Origin of the sequence: Pseudomonas sp. SJZ078 (assembly GCF_007828255.1) — a bacterium.
GTDB lineage: Bacteria > Pseudomonadota > Gammaproteobacteria > Pseudomonadales > Pseudomonadaceae > Aquipseudomonas.
Genome location: NZ_VIUG01000025.1, coordinates 73,794 through 91,073 on the forward strand (window position 1 = coordinate 73,794; position 17,280 = coordinate 91,073).

The 17,280-nt window shown below is 61.5% G+C and carries 16 protein-coding genes; 3 read left to right on the top strand and 13 right to left on the bottom strand.

Features of this window, described 5'->3' with window-relative positions:
- Positions 1-149: 149 nt before the first annotated feature.
- The 9 genes from panC to dksA form a co-directional block, all read right to left on the bottom strand.
- Positions 150-1,010 carry a pantoate--beta-alanine ligase gene (gene panC / locus FBY02_RS20260; protein WP_144929974.1) on the bottom strand — a complete coding sequence of 287 codons (861 nt, stop codon included), beginning with the start codon at positions 1,008-1,010 and terminating at the stop codon, positions 150-152.
- The gene (panB, locus tag FBY02_RS20265; protein ID WP_144929975.1) at positions 1,007-1,807 is read right to left on the bottom strand and encodes a 3-methyl-2-oxobutanoate hydroxymethyltransferase; all 801 of its coding nucleotides are present in this window, start codon (positions 1,805-1,807) and stop codon (positions 1,007-1,009) included. The genes panC and panB overlap by 4 nt, the downstream gene beginning before the upstream one ends.
- A gap of 365 nt (positions 1,808-2,172) precedes the next feature.
- Positions 2,173-2,658, bottom strand: coding sequence for a 2-amino-4-hydroxy-6-hydroxymethyldihydropteridine diphosphokinase (gene folK, locus FBY02_RS20270; protein WP_144929976.1), 486 nt, complete (start codon positions 2,656-2,658; stop codon positions 2,173-2,175).
- A gap of 3 nt (positions 2,659-2,661) precedes the next feature.
- On the bottom strand, positions 2,662-4,059 hold the full coding sequence (locus FBY02_RS20275; protein WP_139649759.1) for a polynucleotide adenylyltransferase PcnB: 1,398 nt from the start codon (positions 4,057-4,059) through the stop codon (positions 2,662-2,664).
- A gap of 813 nt (positions 4,060-4,872) precedes the next feature.
- Entirely contained in the window at positions 4,873-6,306 is a 1,434-nt protein-coding gene (locus FBY02_RS20280; protein WP_144929977.1) for a sigma-54 dependent transcriptional regulator, read from the bottom strand.
- Between the two features lie 22 nt (positions 6,307-6,328).
- The gene (locus tag FBY02_RS20285) at positions 6,329-9,283 is read right to left on the bottom strand and encodes a sensor histidine kinase (RefSeq protein WP_177329297.1); all 2,955 of its coding nucleotides are present in this window, start codon (positions 9,281-9,283) and stop codon (positions 6,329-6,331) included.
- Positions 9,267-9,443 carry a hypothetical protein gene (locus FBY02_RS20290; protein WP_003176118.1) on the bottom strand — a complete coding sequence of 59 codons (177 nt, stop codon included), beginning with the start codon at positions 9,441-9,443 and terminating at the stop codon, positions 9,267-9,269. The genes FBY02_RS20285 and FBY02_RS20290 overlap by 17 nt, the downstream gene beginning before the upstream one ends.
- Positions 9,444-9,519: 76 nt before the next feature.
- Complete coding sequence (gene gluQRS / locus FBY02_RS20295; protein ID WP_144929978.1) at positions 9,520-10,410, bottom strand: tRNA glutamyl-Q(34) synthetase GluQRS; 891 nt, start codon at positions 10,408-10,410, stop codon at positions 9,520-9,522.
- A gap of 124 nt (positions 10,411-10,534) precedes the next feature.
- The gene (gene dksA, locus FBY02_RS20300) at positions 10,535-10,978 is read right to left on the bottom strand and encodes an RNA polymerase-binding protein DksA (RefSeq protein WP_047698275.1); all 444 of its coding nucleotides are present in this window, start codon (positions 10,976-10,978) and stop codon (positions 10,535-10,537) included.
- A 351-nt stretch (positions 10,979-11,329) separates the two neighbouring features.
- Here dksA and FBY02_RS20305 point away from each other — a divergent pair, with 351 nt between their 5' ends.
- Both FBY02_RS20305 and sfsA read left to right on the top strand, forming a co-directional pair.
- Positions 11,330-12,502: a pyridoxal phosphate-dependent aminotransferase gene (locus tag FBY02_RS20305; protein WP_144929979.1), complete on the top strand. Its 1,173-nt coding sequence runs from the start codon at positions 11,330-11,332 to the stop codon at positions 12,500-12,502.
- Positions 12,502-13,257, top strand: a complete 756-nt coding sequence (gene sfsA / locus FBY02_RS20310) for a DNA/RNA nuclease SfsA (protein WP_144929980.1) — start codon at positions 12,502-12,504, stop codon at positions 13,255-13,257. The genes FBY02_RS20305 and sfsA overlap by 1 nt, the downstream gene beginning before the upstream one ends.
- Here the strand turns inward: sfsA and FBY02_RS20315 are convergent.
- Positions 13,213-13,530: a Rieske (2Fe-2S) protein gene (locus FBY02_RS20315; protein WP_144929981.1), complete on the bottom strand. Its 318-nt coding sequence runs from the start codon at positions 13,528-13,530 to the stop codon at positions 13,213-13,215. The genes sfsA and FBY02_RS20315 overlap by 45 nt on opposite strands.
- Positions 13,531-13,680: 150 nt before the next feature.
- Here FBY02_RS20315 and FBY02_RS20320 point away from each other — a divergent pair, with 150 nt between their 5' ends.
- Positions 13,681-14,523, top strand: a complete 843-nt coding sequence (locus FBY02_RS20320) for a ChaN family lipoprotein (protein WP_144929990.1) — start codon at positions 13,681-13,683, stop codon at positions 14,521-14,523.
- A gap of 216 nt (positions 14,524-14,739) precedes the next feature.
- Here the strand turns inward: FBY02_RS20320 and FBY02_RS20325 are convergent, their stop codons facing one another.
- The 3 genes from FBY02_RS20325 to FBY02_RS20335 form a co-directional block, all read right to left on the bottom strand.
- Entirely contained in the window at positions 14,740-15,012 is a 273-nt protein-coding gene (locus FBY02_RS20325) for a TfoX/Sxy family protein (RefSeq protein WP_039593847.1), read from the bottom strand.
- Between the two features lie 203 nt (positions 15,013-15,215).
- Entirely contained in the window at positions 15,216-15,557 is a 342-nt protein-coding gene (locus tag FBY02_RS20330) for a pentapeptide repeat-containing protein (protein WP_047698266.1), read from the bottom strand.
- Positions 15,558-15,648: 91 nt separating this feature from the next.
- Complete coding sequence (locus tag FBY02_RS20335; protein WP_144929982.1) at positions 15,649-17,205, bottom strand: bifunctional aminoglycoside phosphotransferase/ATP-binding protein; 1,557 nt, start codon at positions 17,203-17,205, stop codon at positions 15,649-15,651.
- Positions 17,206-17,280: the final 75 nt, after the last annotated feature.

Genomic DNA, 17,280 nt, shown 5'->3' on the forward strand with positions numbered 1-17,280 from the left:
CAGTTTGCCCGAAGGCTGCCAGGGCGGCAATAACGCCTCCGCCCTCCGTGGGAGCGGGCTTGCTCGCGAAGGCGATGTGCCAGAAACATCAATGGTTACTGACACACCGCCTTCGCGAGCAAGCCCGCTCCCACAGGGAATCATGGTGTTCAGGCGGGGGCGTCGAGGTCAAGGTGCAGATTGTCGATCAGCCGCGTGGAGCCGAGGAACGCGGCGACCAGGATCACCAGGTCGCGGTCTTCAGGCATGGCCGGGCGCAAGGTCCGGGCGTGGCGAATCTCCAGGTAATCGGGGCGCATACCGGCGGCTTCGAGTTGCTTGAGCTGCTCGGCAATCAGGGCCGGGAAGTCCCGCTGTCCTTGTCGGATCGCCTCGGCAATGCTGCTGAGGCTGCGGTAGACCTGCGGTGCCACGGCGCGTTGTTCAGGGCTGAGGAAACCGTTGCGCGACGACAGCGCCAGGCCGTCTTCGGCACGGACGGTCGGTTCGCCAATGATCTGGATCGGCATGTTCAGGTCGTGGACCAGCGCGCGGATCACCGCCAGTTGCTGGAAGTCTTTCTGGCCGAACACCGCCAGGTCGGGCTGGACCATATTGAACAACTTGCTGACCACCGTCGCCACGCCCTCGAAATGCCCGGGCCGGCTCGCGCCGCACAGGCCTTCGGACAATTGCGGCACACTGACCCGGGTTTGCCCGGCCATGCCATCGGGGTACATTTCCTCGACGGACGGGGCGAACAGCAGATGGCAGCCGGCCTGGAGCAGTTTTTCCTGGTCCGCCGCGAGGGTGCGCGGATACTTGTCCAGGTCTTCGCCGGCGCCGAACTGCAGCGGGTTGACGAAAATACTCGTCACCACGAAGTCGGCTCGTTGCGCCGCTTTGGTGACCAGTGCCACGTGGCCGCTGTGCAGGTTGCCCATGGTCGGCACGAAGGCGATGCGTTTGCCTTCGCTGCGGGCGCGGGCCACGGCGGCCCGCAGTTCACGTACGGTCTTGACGGTGTTCATGCGGAGAATCCGTGTTCGGCGCCAGGAAAGCTGGCCGCTTTGACTTCAGCCACGTAGGCGCTCAGGGCGGCCTGGATGCTGGGTTGTCCGGTCATGAAGTTCTTCACGAACTTCGGCGCGCGCCCCGTGAGCGATAGCCCGAGCATGTCGTGCAGTACCAGTACCTGACCATCGGTGGCATTGCCGGCGCCAATCCCGATGACCGGAATCTTCACCGCCTGGGTGATTTCTTCGGCCAGTTCGCTGGGCACGCATTCGAGCAACAGCATCGCCGCCCCGGCCTGCTCCAGCGCGATGGCATCGGCGCGCATCTGCCGCGCCTGGTTTTCATTGCGGCCCTGGACCTTGTAGCCGCCGAGCACGTTGACCGCCTGGGGTGTCAGGCCCAGGTGTGCGCACACCGGGATGCCACGCTCGGCCAACAAGTGGATCGACTCGGCCAGCCACAACGCACCTTCGACTTTTACCATGTGGGCACCGGCCTGCATCAGCACGGCGCTGTTGGTCATGGCCTGTTCGAGGGTGGCGTAGGCCATGAACGGTAGGTCGGCGAGGATCAGCGCATCGGTGTTACCGCGTTTGACGCAGGCTACGTGGTAGGCCATCTCAGCAGTGGTCGCCGGCAGCGTGCTGTCATGGCCTTGCAACACCATGCCGAGGGAATCGCCCACCAGCAACACTTCGACACCGGCCTCGTTGCAGGCGTGAGCGAAGGTTGCGTCATAGCAGGTCAGCATGGCGATCTTTTCGCCTTTCTGCTTGAGACCTTGCAGCGTGGTCAGGGTAATAGCTGGCATGAAAAAGTCCTCATTAGGCGCTCGTGAACTACTGCGAGTAACGCGCATGATTCGTCATATATACAGGCGCACCTTCTATGCGTGGTGCTTATAAGGCCTGGATTGCGCCCTTCAATGCCGCGTTGGCGGCAACGGGACGCCTATAGTCGTGAGGAGCACCGGGGAAGTCAATTGGATGTGTTACCGGCGGGTGTTACCGAGGTTACTGATGCGTTTCAGCCGTGGGGAGCGTATCGGATCTGACTGCCTCGTACCGGATCCCTGTGGGAGCGAGCCTGCTCGCGATAGCGGTGTGTCAGTCAACATCTACATTGATTGGCCACCGCTATCGCGAGCAGGCTCGCTCCCACAGGGGATGGTCTTCGTCAGGTGGAGGGCACGCGTTCCAGGCCGACGAATGGACAGGCGGCCAGCAGGTCCTGAAGCAGGCGCCCGTCGGCCAGGCGCAGGTCGGCAGGGGCCAGTTCCGCCAGTGGGTACAGCACGAAAGCCCGGGCGTGCATGTGGTAATGAGGAACCTTGAGCCGAGGCTCGTCGATCAGCCGATCGCCGTATAGCAGAATATCCAGGTCCAGGGTGCGCGGGCCCCAGCGTTCCAAGCGTTCGCGGCCCTGGCCGGTTTCGATGGCTTGCAGCGCATCGAGCAGGTCCAGTGGCGCCAGCTGACTATCCAGCGCCGCCACTGCATTGGTGTAGCGCGGTTGGCCGGGCAGCAGTGAATCGCTTTGATAGAACGCCGAGACGTCGACGAATCGGCTGTCAGGCAGGTTTGCCAGCGCCTGCAGAGCGTTGCGCAGTTGTGCCGCGGGTTCAGCCAGGTTGCTACCCATGCCGATGTAGATGCGTTCCATCGCTTACTCGCCCGACGCGCTCGGTACACCGGCACGCTTACGCTTGGCGCCGCTGCTGCGACGACGCTTGCGTGGGCCACTGGCGCCGTCTTCCTTGCCGCTGAGCTCGCGAATCATTTCGCGGCGCTCGCTGTCATTGGCATCCTGGTAGTCGGTCCACCATTCACCCAGGCCATCGGTCTGCTCTCCGGCGCTTTCACGCAGCAGCAGGAAGTCGTAGCCGGCGCGGAAACGCGGGTTGTCCAGCAGCAGGTCGGCGCGCTTGCCGCTGCGACGGGGCAGGCGTTCCTGCATATCCCAGATCTCGCGGATCGGCATCGTGAAGCGCTTCGGAATCGCGATGCGCTGGCACTGTTCGGCGATCAACTCGTGGGCGGCTTCCTGCATGGCCGGGATCGGCGGCATGCCGCGGTCCTGGAGGCGCAGTACCCGGGCTGGCAGGGCCGGCCAGAGCAGGGCGGCAAACAGGAAGGCCGGGGTCACCGGCTTGTTCTGCTTGATGCGCAGGTCCGTGTTGATCAGCGCTTCACTGATCAGGGTGTGGGTGTAGGTCGGGTTATGCTCCAGCGCCTCGGCACTGGCCGGGAACAGCGGATCGAACAGTTGCAGGTCCACCAGCATTTCGAAGGTGTCCGCCGCGTTGCCCGACAGGAACAGCTTGAGCACTTCCTCGAACAGCCGCGCCGAAGGGATTTCCCGCAGCATCGGTGCCAGGTCGCGGATTGGCGCGGCGCTGTGTTTTTCGATGCCGAAGTTCAGCTTGGCGGCGAAACGCACGGCTCGCAGCATCCGTACCGGGTCTTCCTGATAACGCTGCTTGGGATCGCCGATCAAGCGGATCAGGTGATTGCGGATGTCGTGTACGCCGTTGGCGTAATCGAGGATACGTTCGCTGACCGGATCGTAATACAGGGCGTTGATGGTGAAGTCGCGACGTTGCGCGTCTTCTTCCAGCGTGCCGTAGACGTTATCCCGCAGGATGCGCCCGCTCTCGTTGCGAGAAGACTGGTTGCTGTCCTCTTCTTCATCGTTTTGCGGATGGTTGGCGCGGAACGTCGCCACTTCGATGATTTCGCGGCCGAAGTGGATGTGGACGAGCTTGAAGCGCCGGCCAATGATCCGCGCGTTACGGAACTCGGCCCGGACCTGTTCCGGCGTAGCGCTGGTGGCCACGTCGAAATCCTTGGGAGTGATGTTGAGCAGCATGTCGCGCACGCAACCACCGACCAGGTAAGCCTGGTAGCCGGCGTTCTGCAGCCGTTCGACGATATTCACCGCATAACGGCTGAACTGGGCCTTCTGCAATGAGTGCTGACCGCTGTTGAGCACTTCAGGCGTGCTGCGGATGTGTTGCGTACGACGCAAGGGAGAACGGAGTGACTGGAACAGCTTCTTCAGCATGGGATGCACTGTTTGAAGGAATGTTCGGCCAAAACGAAGAATGACCGCATGATGGGCGGGGATTCTAGCATTTAGTCAGGGGATCGTGTAGGACGCAGCAGATTTGCGCTGCAAGCTTAAAGCGACGAGCCTTGTAGGCTGTTGGAAATGGGAACGACAGAAACCACAAGGGGAGCCGAAGCTCCCCCAGAATTAGTTGCGTGCTCTGTTTTTATTATTGGTTTCGGGCTTCTTGTTTTTGTTGAGTGCCCGCGCCACGAGGTTTTCCCTGCGTGACCCTCCCAATCGGGAGCCAAGAGCAAACGGATTGCTTTGGTCGCTGTGTTGCAGTGATCGATCGATCCAACCAGTTCAGGCATCTGTCTTGAGACAGTTTTTATTGTTCTCGGCCTGGTTGTGGGGCAAGCCCCAAATACAACGCCTCTCCAAAAGAATCAGTTAGCTGCGCCTCTCGCCGTCTTGTTTTTATTGTGCGTGAGTCGATTCGTCTTATTTTTATTGTCTTGTGCATTGCTTGTTATTGTTCTTGTACCAAAGCTATAGCAGGGTGCGTGCCAACTTTTGCGAGACCCAGAAAAATCGGGGGTTCTAAGGTTATGCCGTTTTTCTTGAAGCGAAAAAAAGCCGGGATTTCGTTACCGTAAACCCCGGCTTCTGTTACGTGAAAAAGCTGGGGTAACAGTTTTTTCACATTTATTGCGTTACGACCTTGTACCCCTGTGGGAGCGAGCCTGCTCGCGATTGCGGTGTGCCAGTCGCCTGAATGCAAGCTGATGCACCGTCATCGCGAGCAGGCTCGCTCCCACCTTGATCTCAGCTTTCGCTGGCTACCCCGGTCTTGCGACGCGGAATCCCCAGGCGCTGGCGACGTTCCCACAGGCACTTGCGGCTCACCCCCAGCTTGCGTGCCAGTTCGGTCTCGGTCATGTGGTCCTGGTGTTCCAGGACGAAATGCTGGAAGTAGTCTTCCAGGGACAGATCCTCGGTAGGCTCGTGGCTGGTGTTGTTGGCGGCGCCCCCTTGTTGAGGGGCCAGGCCGATGAATTCTTCATCGTCCAGATCACTGAGCTCGACGTCGATTCCCAGCAGGTCGGCGGAGATTTCCGGGCTCTCGCACAGGATCACCGCCCGCTCCACTGCGTTTTCCAACTCCCGGACGTTACCCGGCCAGGCGTAATGACGAATGGCCTGTTCTGCGTCGGGGGCAAACTTCAGGTCGGTGCGGTTGACCCGCGCGCTCTGGCGGGCGAGGAAGGCATTGGCGATTTCGTTGACGTCCGCACCCCGTTCGCGCAGGGCAGGCAGTTTCAGTGCAGTGACGTGCAGACGGTAATACAGGTCTTCACGGAACTGGCCGATTTTCGCCAGGCTCTTGAGGTCGCGGTGGGTCGCGGCGATCAGACGTACGTCGACTTTCTGCGACTGCACCGACCCGACCCGACGGATTTCGCCTTCCTGAAGAACCCGCAGCAGCCGTGCCTGGGCCTCCAGCGGCAGTTCGCCGATTTCGTCGAGGAACAGCGTGCCACCGTCCGCGGCTTCTACCAGCCCGGCGCGCCCGGCGCTGGCCCCGGTGAAGGCGCCTTTCTCGTGACCGAACAGCTCGGATTCGATCAGGCTTTCCGGAATTGCCGCGCAGTTCACCGAGATCATCGGCGCCTTGGCCCGACGGGACAGGTTGTGCAGGGCTCGGGCTACCAGTTCCTTGCCGGTCCCGGATTCGCCCTGGATCAGCACGTTGGAGTCGGTTGGCGCCACCTTGCGGATCTTGACGTACAGATCCTGCATGGGAGGACAGGAGCCGATGATGCCGATTTCGCCGTTATTGTTGCCGGCAGCGCCTTTCGTAGCGGTAGCTTTACCGTTCGTCGGCTCTGCCGGATTACCGGTCGCCGTCTGTCGGTCACGCAGGATACGGGCCACGGCCTGGAGCATCTCGTCGTGGTCGAACGGCTTGGCAATGTAGTCCACGGCGCCCATTTTCATGGAGTCGACCGCCGAGCGCAGGCTGGCGTAGCTGGTCATGATCAGCACCGGCGTGCCCTGGCCGAGCTTGATCAGCTCGGTACCGGGCGCGCCGGGCAGGCGCAAGTCGCTCACGATGAGGTCAAATGTTGGGATGCTGAATCGCTCTTGTGCTTCCTGCACGGAACCGGCTTCGCTGACCTGGTACTGGTTGCGTTCCAGCAGGCGGCGCAAGGCGGAGCGGATAATTGTTTCGTCTTCGACGATCAAAATGTGCGGCATTGATTCGATTCTCTCGACGGTCTCAGTTCACAGCGGACGTCGCTTCGACATGACGCGGCAAGGTCACCCGTATACGGGTGCCGCGTTGGCCTTGTACATCGGCCGGGCTGTCGATGGTGATTTGTCCATAATGCTCTTCAACGATGGAATAGACCAGTGCAAGGCCCAGTCCGGTGCCTTCGCCAGGATCCTTGGTGGTGAAGAAGGGTTCGAACAACCGATCCATGATGTTCTGTGGAATACCGCTGCCTTCGTCTTCGACGATCAGATCGATCGTGTGTTCGCTGGCTTCGCTCTTGACCCGCACGGCGCTGCCGGCCGGTGAGGCGTCGCGGGCATTTGAGAGCAGGTTGATCAGCACCTGGGCGAGCCGCTGGGGATCTCCGTCGACCCAATGGTCCGGATCGCACAGGTTGAAGAATTGCACTTCGAAATTGCGCCGGTTAAGGGCCAGCAGACCAATGGCATCCTGGGCCACTTCGGCCAGGCAGACGGGCTCGTCGTTATGCTGGTGCCCGCCGGCATGGGCGAAGCTCATCAGTGACTGCACGATACGCGACACGCGTCGGGTCTGCTCGAGAATCTGGCTGCTGATCTCCGTCAGTTCGCCATCCTCCTCGCGCTCTTCGCGAAGGTTCTGCGCCAGGCAGGCGATACCGGTGATCGGGTTGCCGATCTCGTGGGCCACCCCGGCTGCCAGCCGGCCGATGCTTGCCAGGCGCTCGGAGTGGACCAGCTTGTCTTCGAGCATCTGGGTGTCGGTCAGGTCTTCCACCAGCAGCACCAGGCCGCTGTTGCCCGGTGCGAGCGGCTCGTCGATAGCTGCCTTGTGCAGGTTCAGCCAGCGGGTCTGGCCATCGAGGGCCAGGTGCTGCTTGTGCAAATGCTCGTCCGGCAGGTCGATGAAGCCTTGCAACAAGCCTTTCCATGGCTCGCCCAGGGTGCTCAGGCGTGAACCGACCACGCGCTGGGCGGCGATTCCGGTCAGTTCTTCCATGGCCTTGTTCCACATCAGGATTTCCTGGTCCTTGGCCAGGGAACACACGCCCATTGGCAGTTCCTGCAGGGTCTGGCGGTGATAGCGGCGCAGGGCATCCAGCTCGGCAGCCAGGCCGGTGAGGCGCGAGTGGTAATCCTCGAGGCGGCTTTCAATGAAATGGATGTCCTCGGTGACGTAGTTTTCGCCGCCGGCCTTGTAGGGCAGGAATGTCTCGACCATGTCCTGGGCCACGCTGGGGCCCATCAGCCCGGACAGGTTGGCTTCGATCCGGTCCCGCAGGCGACGCAAGGCATAGGGGCGGCGCTCATCGAAAGGCAGGTAAAGGTCCCGCAGGGCCTGTTCGACTTCCTTTTGCGCGGCCTTCGCACCCAGGGGCTTGGCCAGTTGCGTAGCGAACTCCTGGGGCGAGGCCGCGTGCAATTCACGGCGTTGCGGGCGGCGAACATTGTCTACGGCACAGGCTTCGGCGGCGCTGGCTTCTTCGCTGCTGGCATTGGTGAACAGCGATATCAGGGTAAACATCAGCACGTTCGCCGCCAGGGAGGCGATGGCGGCCATGTGCCAACTGGTGTCGTCGAGCACATAGATCATGTTCAGCAACGGGATATAGAAGCCCTGCAGGTTGCCCAACAGTGGCAGCAGCATCGCAACCAGCCAGACCAGGATACCCGCCAGCAGGCCGGCGATGAAGCCACGGCGGTTGGCGGTCGGCCAGTACAGCACCGACAGCACGCCGGGCAGGAACTGCAAAGTGGCGACGAAGGCGACGATACCCAGGTTGGCCAGGTCCTGCCCGTCGCCCAGCATCAGGTAGAAACCGTAGCCGGCCATGATGATTGCGACGATCAGTGCCCGCCGGGTCCATTTCAGCCAGCGGTAGATGTTGCCTTCGGCCGGTGGCTGGTAGAGCGGCAGCACCAGGTGGTTGAGGGCCATGCCCGACAGCGCCAGAGTGGTGACGATGATCAGGCCGCTGGCCGCCGACAGGCCACCGATATAGGCCAGCAGCGCCAAGGCCTGGTTGTTGGCGGCGATACCGATGCCGAGGGTGAAGTATTCCGGATTGGTACTTGCCCCCAGCTTCAACCCGGCCCACAGGATCAGCGGCACGGCCAGGCTCATCAGCAGCAGAAACAGCGGCAGGCCCCAGCTCGCGCTCACCAGCGAGCGCGGGTTGAGGTTCTCGGTAAAAGTCATGTGGTACATGTGTGGCATCACGATCGCCGAAGCGAAGAACACCAGCAGCAGCGTACGCCACGGGCCTTCCTGCAATGGTGTGTGCAGGGCTGCGAGGGCGGTCTGGTTCTGCAGCAGCCATAGTTCAAGCTGTTGCGGGCCGTTGAATACGCCATAGAGTGCATAGAGGCCGACGCCACCGATGGCGATCAGCTTGATCACCGACTCGAAGGCGATGGCGAACACCAGGCCTTCGTGTTTTTCCCGGGTGGCGATGTGCCGGGAACCGAAGAAAATCGTGAACAGGATGATCAGGACGCAGAAACTCAGGGCCACCCGGTGCTGCACCGGCTCGTGGGTCAGGATGCTGATGGAGTCGGCCACGGCCTGCATTTGCAGGGCCAGGAGCGGTAACACCCCGACCAGCATGAAGATCGTGGTCAGGGCGCCGGCCCACGTGCTGCGGAAACGAAAGGCGAACAGGTCGGCCAGGGATGACAGCTGGTAGGTGCGGGTGATTTTCAGGATCGGGTAGAGCAACACCGGGGCCAGCAGGAAGGCCCCCGACACACCCAGGTAACTGGACAGGAAGCCATAGCCATACTGGTAGGCCAGCCCGACCGTGCCGTAGAACGCCCACGCACTGGCATAGACGCCCAGCGACAGGGTGTAGGTCAGCGGGTGGCGGATGATCGCCCGGGGAATCATGCCCCGTTCGCTGATCCAGGCCACGCCGAACAGCACTGCCAGGTAGGCGGCGCTGATCAGGATCATCTGGGTCAGGCTAAAGCTCATCGGCATCTTTTTGGCTCTGCAGGATGAAGGTCACGACAATCAGGATCAGCCAGAGCAGATACGGCCGATACCAGGCACCCGTGGCATCGATCCACCAATCCATGATGGCCGGGGAGAACAGATAAATCCCCACTACCAGGAGCAGGACCAAGCGATAGATGTACATCCCGGCCTCTCTTTTTACGCGCGTGCCCGAAAACGTGCGGCGATGGTAACGGATGGGCGCCAAGCTGCAAGGGCCGTCAACGTATTTGCGCCTCGGGCAGGGTCATTGTGCGCGGGATCCTTGCCGCATCCCAGTGGCGAACGCCCCAGGCCAGCAGCTCCCGAGGGGTGGCATCGACCAGTTCGACACCCGGCTCCTGGCCCAGCGCCCGCAGGGCCCTGCACAGCAACGGCGTGGCCTGGTCGGCCGCCAACGGCGGCGAACGGTAGGATTTGCCCAGCTTGTGTCCGTCCGGTTGGGTGATCAACGGTACATGCAGGTAACGCGGTTGTGGCAATCCGAGCAGCTCTTGCAGATAGAGTTGGCGCGGCGTGGAGTCCAGCAGGTCGGCGCCGCGCACGATATCGGTCACCCCTTGCCAGGCGTCATCCAGCACCACGGCCAGTTGATAGGCATAAAGCCCATCGCGGCGACGGATGACGAAATCGCCGGCCTCGCGGCCCAGATGCTGGCGGAACTCGCCTTGTACCCGGTCGATGAAGTGATATTCGAGCTCGGGGACGCGCAGACGAATGGCGGCGTCTTTGGTACCGTGCCCGGCGTTGCGGCACAACCCCGGATAAATACCCTGGTACGCCTCCAGTTGCTTGCGTGAACAGGTGCAGGCATAAGCCAGGCCTTGGCTGAACAGGCGGTTGATGACCTGATCGTAGGCCGCATGGCGCTCGCTCTGGCGGACCATCTCGCCGTCCCATTCGAAACCGTAGCTTTCCAAGGCCTTGAGGATCGCCATTTGCGCGCCAGGTTCTTCCCGGGGTGGATCGAGGTCTTCCATGCGCAGCAGCCAGCGCCCACCGACGGCCCGGGCATCCAGGTACGACGCCAGGGCAGCGACCAGCGAGCCGAAATGCAGATGGCCGCTGGGGGTGGGGGCGAAGCGGCCGATGTAAGAGGAGGTGGCAGTCATAGGGAAATAATAGTGGAGGGAGCGAGCAGGCTCGCGCCCACAAGGGGTTCATGGGCTAAATGAGCTTATGCAAACAAAAAACGGAGCGTATGAACGCTCCGTTTTCGGTAACAGCTCAGGCAAATTACTTGCCGACCTGTTTTTCCTTGATTTCCGCCAGGGTCTTGCAGTCGATGCACAAGTCGGCAGTAGGGCGGGCTTCCAGGCGGCGGATGCCGATCTCGATGCCGCAGGACTCACACCAGCCATACTCTTCGTCTTCGATCAGTTGCAACGTCTTGTCGATTTTCTTGATCAGCTTGCGCTCACGGTCACGTGCACGCAGTTCCAGGCTGAATTCTTCTTCCTGACTGGCACGGTCGGCCGGGTCGGGGAAGTTGGCCGCTTCGTCTTTCATGTGGTCCACGGTGCGGTCGACTTCCTGCATCAAGTCCTGTTTCCACTTGTTCAGGATCTTGGTGAAGTGCGCGCGCATGGGGGCGCCCATGTACTCTTCGCCCTCTTTGGGGACATAAGGCTCAAACCCGCTGAGCGACTGATTTTGATTTTGCTTTGCTTGGGTGGGCATGAATGGACCGCCTCTACTCTTGTAATCCACTACGCAGGATTGCTCCATCACCGACACCTGCCGGCCCTGCGGCTGCAAGCGGGCGAACTTACCAGATCGAATCGGGCCGCGCCACTCCCGGTTGTCGAGCCTGCGGCGGGCGGGGCTTCGCAAAGCATGGCCGGGTTCGGTCCGGTGAAGAGGTCATCCTGCTCAATGCTTGATTCTAGTCAAGCCTGGGCCAATCGCCGGAGTCATTTCCTGCGATCCGGGGGCTATGACCCCTTCAGGCTTGCGCTCGTTCCCGCAGTTGTTTCTGACTTGGGCAGAGAGTTGGGTAGAATCGGTTCTTTTTCATGCGAAGGAAGGCTAATGGCTCAGCCCTACAGTGCGCGCAGTCGCGCCATCGAACCTTTCCACGTGATGGCGTTGCTGGCCCGTGCCAATGAACTGCAGGCCGCCGGACACGACGTCATCCATCTGGAGATCGGCGAGCCGGATTTCACCACGGCCGAGCCGATCATCCAGGCCGGCCAGGCCGCGCTCGCGGCGGGCAAGACCCGTTACACCGCGGCTCGCGGCATCCCCGAGCTGCGTGAGGCCATCGCTGGCTTCTATGGGCAACGTTACGGCGTGAGCATCGATCCTCGACGTATCCTTATTACGCCGGGCGGGTCCGGTGCATTGCTGCTGGCCAGCGCGTTGCTGGTAGATCCAGGTAAACACTGGTTGCTGGCTGACCCAGGCTACCCCTGCAACCGTCACTTCCTGCGCTTGGTGGAGGGCGCGGCGCAACTGGTGCCGGTGGGGCCGGAGGTGCGTTACCAGTTGACCCCCGAGCTGGTGAACCGGCATTGGGACCAGGACAGCGTCGGTGCACTGGTGGCGTCGCCGGCCAACCCGACCGGGACGCTGCTCTCCCGGGACGAGCTGGCTGGCCTGTCGAAAGCGATCAAGGCCCGCAATGGCCATCTGGTGGTGGATGAGATCTATCACGGCCTGACCTATGGCACCGAGGCCGCCAGCGTGCTGGAAGTCGACGACGATGCCTTCGTCCTGAATAGTTTTTCCAAGTATTTCGGCATGACCGGTTGGCGACTGGGCTGGCTGGTGGCGCCTTCGGCCGCCGTCAGCGAGTTGGAAAAACTTGCGCAGAACCTCTACATCAGTGCGCCGAGCATGGCCCAGTACGCGGCCCTGGCCTGTTTCGAGCCGGCGACCATCGAGATTTTCGAGCAGCGTCGGGCCGAATTCGCGCTACGTCGCGATTTTCTGCTGCCGGCCTTGCGCGAGCTGGGTTTCGGCATTGCGGTCGAGCCGGAGGGCGCGTTCTACCTCTATGCCGATATCCGTGCATTCGGTGGCGATGCCTTTGCTTTTTGCCAGCACTTCCTGGAAACCGAACACGTGGCGTTCACCCCCGGGCTGGACTTCGGCCGCCACCAGGCCGGACACCATGTGCGCTTCGCCTATACCCAGAGCCTGCCGCGGCTACAGGAAGCGGTGGAGCGAATAGCGCGCGGACTGCGGAGCTGGCAAGGCTGATGCGCTTTTCTCCTGCGCTGGAAGAGGGCCGACTGATCCGGCGCTACAAGCGTTTCCTTGCCGATATCGAAACCCTCGATGGTGAACAGCTGACCATCCACTGTCCCAATACCGGTTCGATGCTCAATTGCATGGCCGAAGGCGCACGGGTCTGGTTCAGTCGTTCCAGCGATCCCAAGCGCAAGCTGCCCGGGACCTGGGAAGTTGGCGAAACCCCGCAGGGGCGGCTGGCCTGCATCAATACCGCGCGGGCCAACGGCCTGATCGAGGAGGCGTTGCGGGCTGGGGTGATCAGCGAGCTCAATGGCTTCATCGGGTTGAAGCGGGAAGTGGCCTACGGCGTGGAGAACAGTCGTATCGACTTTCGCCTGGATTACGAGCACGGCTCGGCCTGGGTCGAAGTCAAGAGCGTTACGCTGGGTTTCGATGGCACGAACGTCGCTGCATTTCCCGACGCCGTGACCCAGCGCGGTGCCAAACACCTGAGGGAACTGGCTTGCCTGGCACGCGAAGGTGTGCGTGCGGTGCAGCTGTATTGCGTGAATCTGAGCGGCATCGACGCAGTGCGTCCGGCCGTGGAAATCGACCCGGGGTACGCGGCAGCCTTGCGCGAAGCGGCAGCGGCGGGGGTGCAGGTACTGGCTTATGGGGTCACGCTGACGCCCGAACAGATGTGGGTGGATCGTGCGTTGCCGGTGCTCCTTGAGCCGTTACAGCTTGACCCAGATGCCATGCGCGTCCTCCCGGCTGTCTAGCGCCACCAGGAATTGACCGGCACAAGGACCGGCCACGCATTCACCGCTTTCGATCAGAAACAGCGCGCCGTGGGTGGCGCACTGGATCAGGCTGGCGCTGGTGTCGAGAAATTGGTCGGGTTGCCACTCCAGCGGTACGCCGCGGTGCGGACAGCGGTTGAGATACACATGGACCTTACCGGCACGCCGTACCGCCAGCACCTTGTGCCCCTCGATGTCGAAACCGCGACTGTCGTTGTCGGCCAGTTCGGCGTTGCTGCACAGAAATTTCATGTGTGTCTCGATGCTGATGTTGAATGCCTCCCCGTGGGGGATTCCACAGTTGACGGTCCGGACAAAGTATTCATCAAATGTCGGGTCGAGAGTACTCGGCCTGACGACTCCATGCCCATTCGTGAATACCTTTATCGAGAACGCCGCCCGATGCGCCTGATTCTGATTCTGGTCTTGAGTGCCCTGGTCGCTTGCCAGAGCATCGCACCGCCACCCATCAACGGGCGGGTCCGTGACCTGCACAACGGGGAGGCCGTTGCGCCCGGGGCGCTGATCGAACGGCTGGCGAAGGCACCTCGGGTCATCGTGGGTGAGCAGCATGACAATCCGGATCACCACGCGCTGGAATTATGGCTGCTCCAGGCCCTGGCCGAGCAGCGGGCGCAAGGCAGCCTGCTGCTGGAAATGCTTACGCCCGGCCAGCAGTCACGGGTCGATGGGGTTCGCCAGTTACCGGCCATGCCGGAAAACCTGCCCGGCGCGCTGGATTGGTCAGCGGGTTGGGATTGGAGACTGTATGGGCCTGTCGTCGAATACGCCTTGGCGCAACATTACCCGTTGTTGTCCGCCAATCTGGACGCTGTCGAGATTCAGCGCTTCTACCGGCGAGCGCCAGACTTGAGCGGTGTTCGCTCCAATAGGGCGGCGGTAAAGAACGAATTGCTGGGGCAGATTCGCGACTCCCACTGCGGCTTGCTACCGGAATCGCAGTTGCCGGCAATGGTGGCCGTCCAGCAACAGCGGGATCGGCGCATGGCCGAGCGATTATTGACTGCGCCAACCCCCGCACTTTTGTTTGCAGGCGCTTGGCACGGACGCAAGGATGTCGGCGTGCCGCTGCATACGTTGGACCTCGGGACCGCAGAGGCGCCGGTGGTTCTGATGCTGGCCGAGGAAGGCAGCGAGGTCACCTCGGCGATGGCGGATTACGTCTGGTACACACCGGCCACGCCGCCCGTGGACTATTGCGCGCAAATGCGCGGACAGCCTTAGGCATTTCGCGGACAAAAAAAGACCCGGCAAAAGCCGGGTCAAATAACCGTGATTAGCCTGATGAGGAGATATCTGAGAGTCCGAACCAAGGGCTTTTCAAATATCGACCAGTCTCGCGACCGGATGTGGTAATCATAGCGATTCTCATTACCATGTCAAACGTTGTTTTCCAATCAGTCCAAATAACTGCTGTGGGCATGACCGTGGCGAATAGCATCAGGCCTTGTGGCGTGCGGAAATGGCGTCCAACTGCTTGTTCAACGCTTCCTTGCGCTCGGCCGGGATGTCGTTCCAGTGCATGTCCATCAGCGCGCCTTCAATCGCATACAGAAGCACCTTGGAGGCTCGAAAACCACGGGTGCGCACAGCACGATAGGCATCGACCGCTCCGAGTCGACGCAGATCCGAGGCGCTGTGGATCCCCACGGCGTGTAGCCATTGGGCCGACGTCTTGCCCAGATTTTTCAGGTGCTGCAGTTCATCATTCATCGAGCCTCCTTGCGACGGCCGACTGTTCAGTGGGCAAGTTTCTCAGGAGTGTAGCGCTCAGTAGGAAAAGCGTGATTCTTTGGCAGGATTGTCGCAAAAACTTCTAAGGCATAACGCACGATGAAGGCAGCCGTGGCACCGCATGCCCATCCAGCGCGGGCAGGGGCGCTGGAGGTCGTGTGGGCTTGCCTGTGTCTGGTGAATCAGCGGGTGCGGTAGCGCAACCGGGTGCCGAAGTTCATCGACATCAGAATTTCGTCAGCCGACAGCTCGGGAGGGAAATAGGCGCCGGAAATTTGCGCATGGGCCAGGCTCGCGCCTTCCAGCTTCGACTTGCGGAAATCGACGCCACGCAGATCGGCGGAACGGAAGTAAGCGTCCGTGAAGTCGACGTCGTCCACGTTCAGTTCGCGCAGGTCGAGCCCGCGGAAGTCACCACCGCAAAGATCGACCGGGCCTTGGGGGCGTTCCTTGTTGAAGCCTGCGATGTCATCTTTGCGCAGCAAGGCGTACAGCGGAGTGTTGAGGATCTTCGGGCGGTTCATGTCGGGTCACCTGTTGGTTTTATGGCGCCAGTATAGTGCCACTACTTGGCGGCCGTGAAGCCGGGTGTCGCTTCACGGTCGAAATAGTTGCCTACAGGCCTGGCAGGCGCTGGCGGATCTGCGCGACCACGTTGTCGAGCGTGCCGCTTTCATTGGTCTGGACCGGTTTGCTGCAGAGAATTTCTTCCGGCGTCAGGGCTTCGCGATTGGCCTGCTGTGCGGCGATGACGGCCAGCGTCGCGTCGGAAGGGTCTTTCTGATCGGCCTGACGCTGCGCGAGCCTGCTTTCGACGACCGCTTGCGGTGCATTGCAATCGAGGATCAGGAACGGCGTGCCCGTTGATTCGGCGATTTTCGCTGCGGCTTCACGCTGATCGCGCTTGAGGTAAGTCGCATCGATGACCACCGGGAACCCGGCGCGCAGGATCCCATCGGCGATTTCATGCAGGCGGGCATATGTGGTGCTGCTGGCATCGCTGCTATAGATGCCGGCCTGGGGATCGTTCGGCACCTGTTGCTCACCGAACAGGCGCTTGCGCTCCACGTCCGAACGCAGGCGAATGGCCCCCAGCGCTTCCACCAGGCGCATCGCGACGTGGCTTTTGCCCACCGCCGAAACACCATGGGTAATGGCCAGGAACGGCGATGGAATGGTGCTGTAGCTTTCAGCCAGGTTGGCGTAGTTACGGTATTGGCGCAGGGTGGTGGCGCGTTGCACCGGGTCGGCTTCGGCCGGCATGCTGAACAGTGCGATCTTGGCCCGAACCAGGGCCCGGTAGGCTTTGTAGAAGTTCAGCAGTTCCAGTCCCTGGTAGTCGCCGGTCAATTCCAGGTACTGGCTGACGAAACGGCGCGCCAGGGACTTGAGACCACGGTCCTCGAGGTCCATCGCGAGGAAGCCGGTGTCGGCGTAGACGTCGGTGAAACGGAACGGTTCGTTGAACTCGATGCAGTCGAAAATCACCACGTTGCCATCGATCACGGTGGCATTTCCCAGGTGAATGTCGCCGTGGCATTCGCGGATGAAGCCTTCGGCCTTGCGCTGGATGAATAGTGGCTTGAGGCGTTCGAAACTGCTTTCAGCCCAGGCTTGCAAGGCTTCGAGCTGCGCCAGGTCAGCCTTGTCGCTGAGGAACGGGCGGATCTGTTCGAAGTTCTGCCGCACCGGTGCCATTACGCTATCTGGAGTGCCGGCCGGGTTTTCGGCGGGGACCTTGGGCGTGGAGAGGTGGAACCGGGCGATCTGTTCAGCCATTTCGTCGACGTGGGCGGTGGTCAATTCGCCGTTGGCTTGCAACGTGCTGAGCAGTTGGCTTTGCGGGAACTGACGCATCTTCAGGGCGTATTCGATCGCCGGCCCGTCACCGTTCAGCTGTGGCGCTTCGGCGCTGCCGGTGATCGGCAGCACTTCCAGGTACAGGTCCCGGGTCAAGCGCTGGTTCAGGCGCAGCTCTTCGCCACAGAAGTGCTTGCGAGCGTTCAGGTCAGTGAAGTCGAGGAAGCCGAAATTGACCGGTTTCTTGAACTTGTAGGCATAAGGACCGGTGAGCAAGACCCAGGAAATGTGGGTTTCGATAACCTGGAACCCTTCGACGGGGTGTGGGTAGAGGGCCGGGTTTTGCAGGGCAGCGATCAGTGACTGGCTCACAGGCGATCCTTCAGAGTCTGGAAAATTCAAGGCCGTCATTATGGCGGCAAGCTGAGTTAACGCAAACCGGATGGC

Coding starts and splice junctions, on each gene's coding strand:
- panC (WP_144929974.1), bottom strand. CDS start 1,010: ATGAACACCGTCAAGACCGTACGTGAACTGCGGGCCGCCGTGGCCCGC.
- panB (WP_144929975.1), bottom strand. CDS start 1,807: ATGCCAGCTATTACCCTGACCACGCTGCAAGGTCTCAAGCAGAAAGGC.
- folK (WP_144929976.1), bottom strand. CDS start 2,658: ATGGAACGCATCTACATCGGCATGGGTAGCAACCTGGCTGAACCCGCG.
- FBY02_RS20275 (WP_139649759.1), bottom strand. CDS start 4,059: ATGCTGAAGAAGCTGTTCCAGTCACTCCGTTCTCCCTTGCGTCGTACG.
- FBY02_RS20280 (WP_144929977.1), bottom strand. CDS start 6,306: ATGCCGCACATTTTGATCGTCGAAGACGAAACAATTATCCGCTCCGCC.
- FBY02_RS20285 (WP_177329297.1), bottom strand. CDS start 9,283: ATGCCGATGAGCTTTAGCCTGACCCAGATGATCCTGATCAGCGCCGCC.
- FBY02_RS20290 (WP_003176118.1), bottom strand. CDS start 9,443: ATGTACATCTATCGCTTGGTCCTGCTCCTGGTAGTGGGGATTTATCTG.
- gluQRS (WP_144929978.1), bottom strand. CDS start 10,410: ATGACTGCCACCTCCTCTTACATCGGCCGCTTCGCCCCCACCCCCAGC.
- dksA (WP_047698275.1), bottom strand. CDS start 10,978: ATGCCCACCCAAGCAAAGCAAAATCAAAATCAGTCGCTCAGCGGGTTT.
- FBY02_RS20305 (WP_144929979.1), top strand. CDS start 11,330: ATGGCTCAGCCCTACAGTGCGCGCAGTCGCGCCATCGAACCTTTCCAC.
- sfsA (WP_144929980.1), top strand. CDS start 12,502: ATGCGCTTTTCTCCTGCGCTGGAAGAGGGCCGACTGATCCGGCGCTAC.
- FBY02_RS20315 (WP_144929981.1), bottom strand. CDS start 13,530: ATGAAATTTCTGTGCAGCAACGCCGAACTGGCCGACAACGACAGTCGC.
- FBY02_RS20320 (WP_144929990.1), top strand. CDS start 13,681: ATGCGCCTGATTCTGATTCTGGTCTTGAGTGCCCTGGTCGCTTGCCAG.
- FBY02_RS20325 (WP_039593847.1), bottom strand. CDS start 15,012: ATGAATGATGAACTGCAGCACCTGAAAAATCTGGGCAAGACGTCGGCC.
- FBY02_RS20330 (WP_047698266.1), bottom strand. CDS start 15,557: ATGAACCGCCCGAAGATCCTCAACACTCCGCTGTACGCCTTGCTGCGC.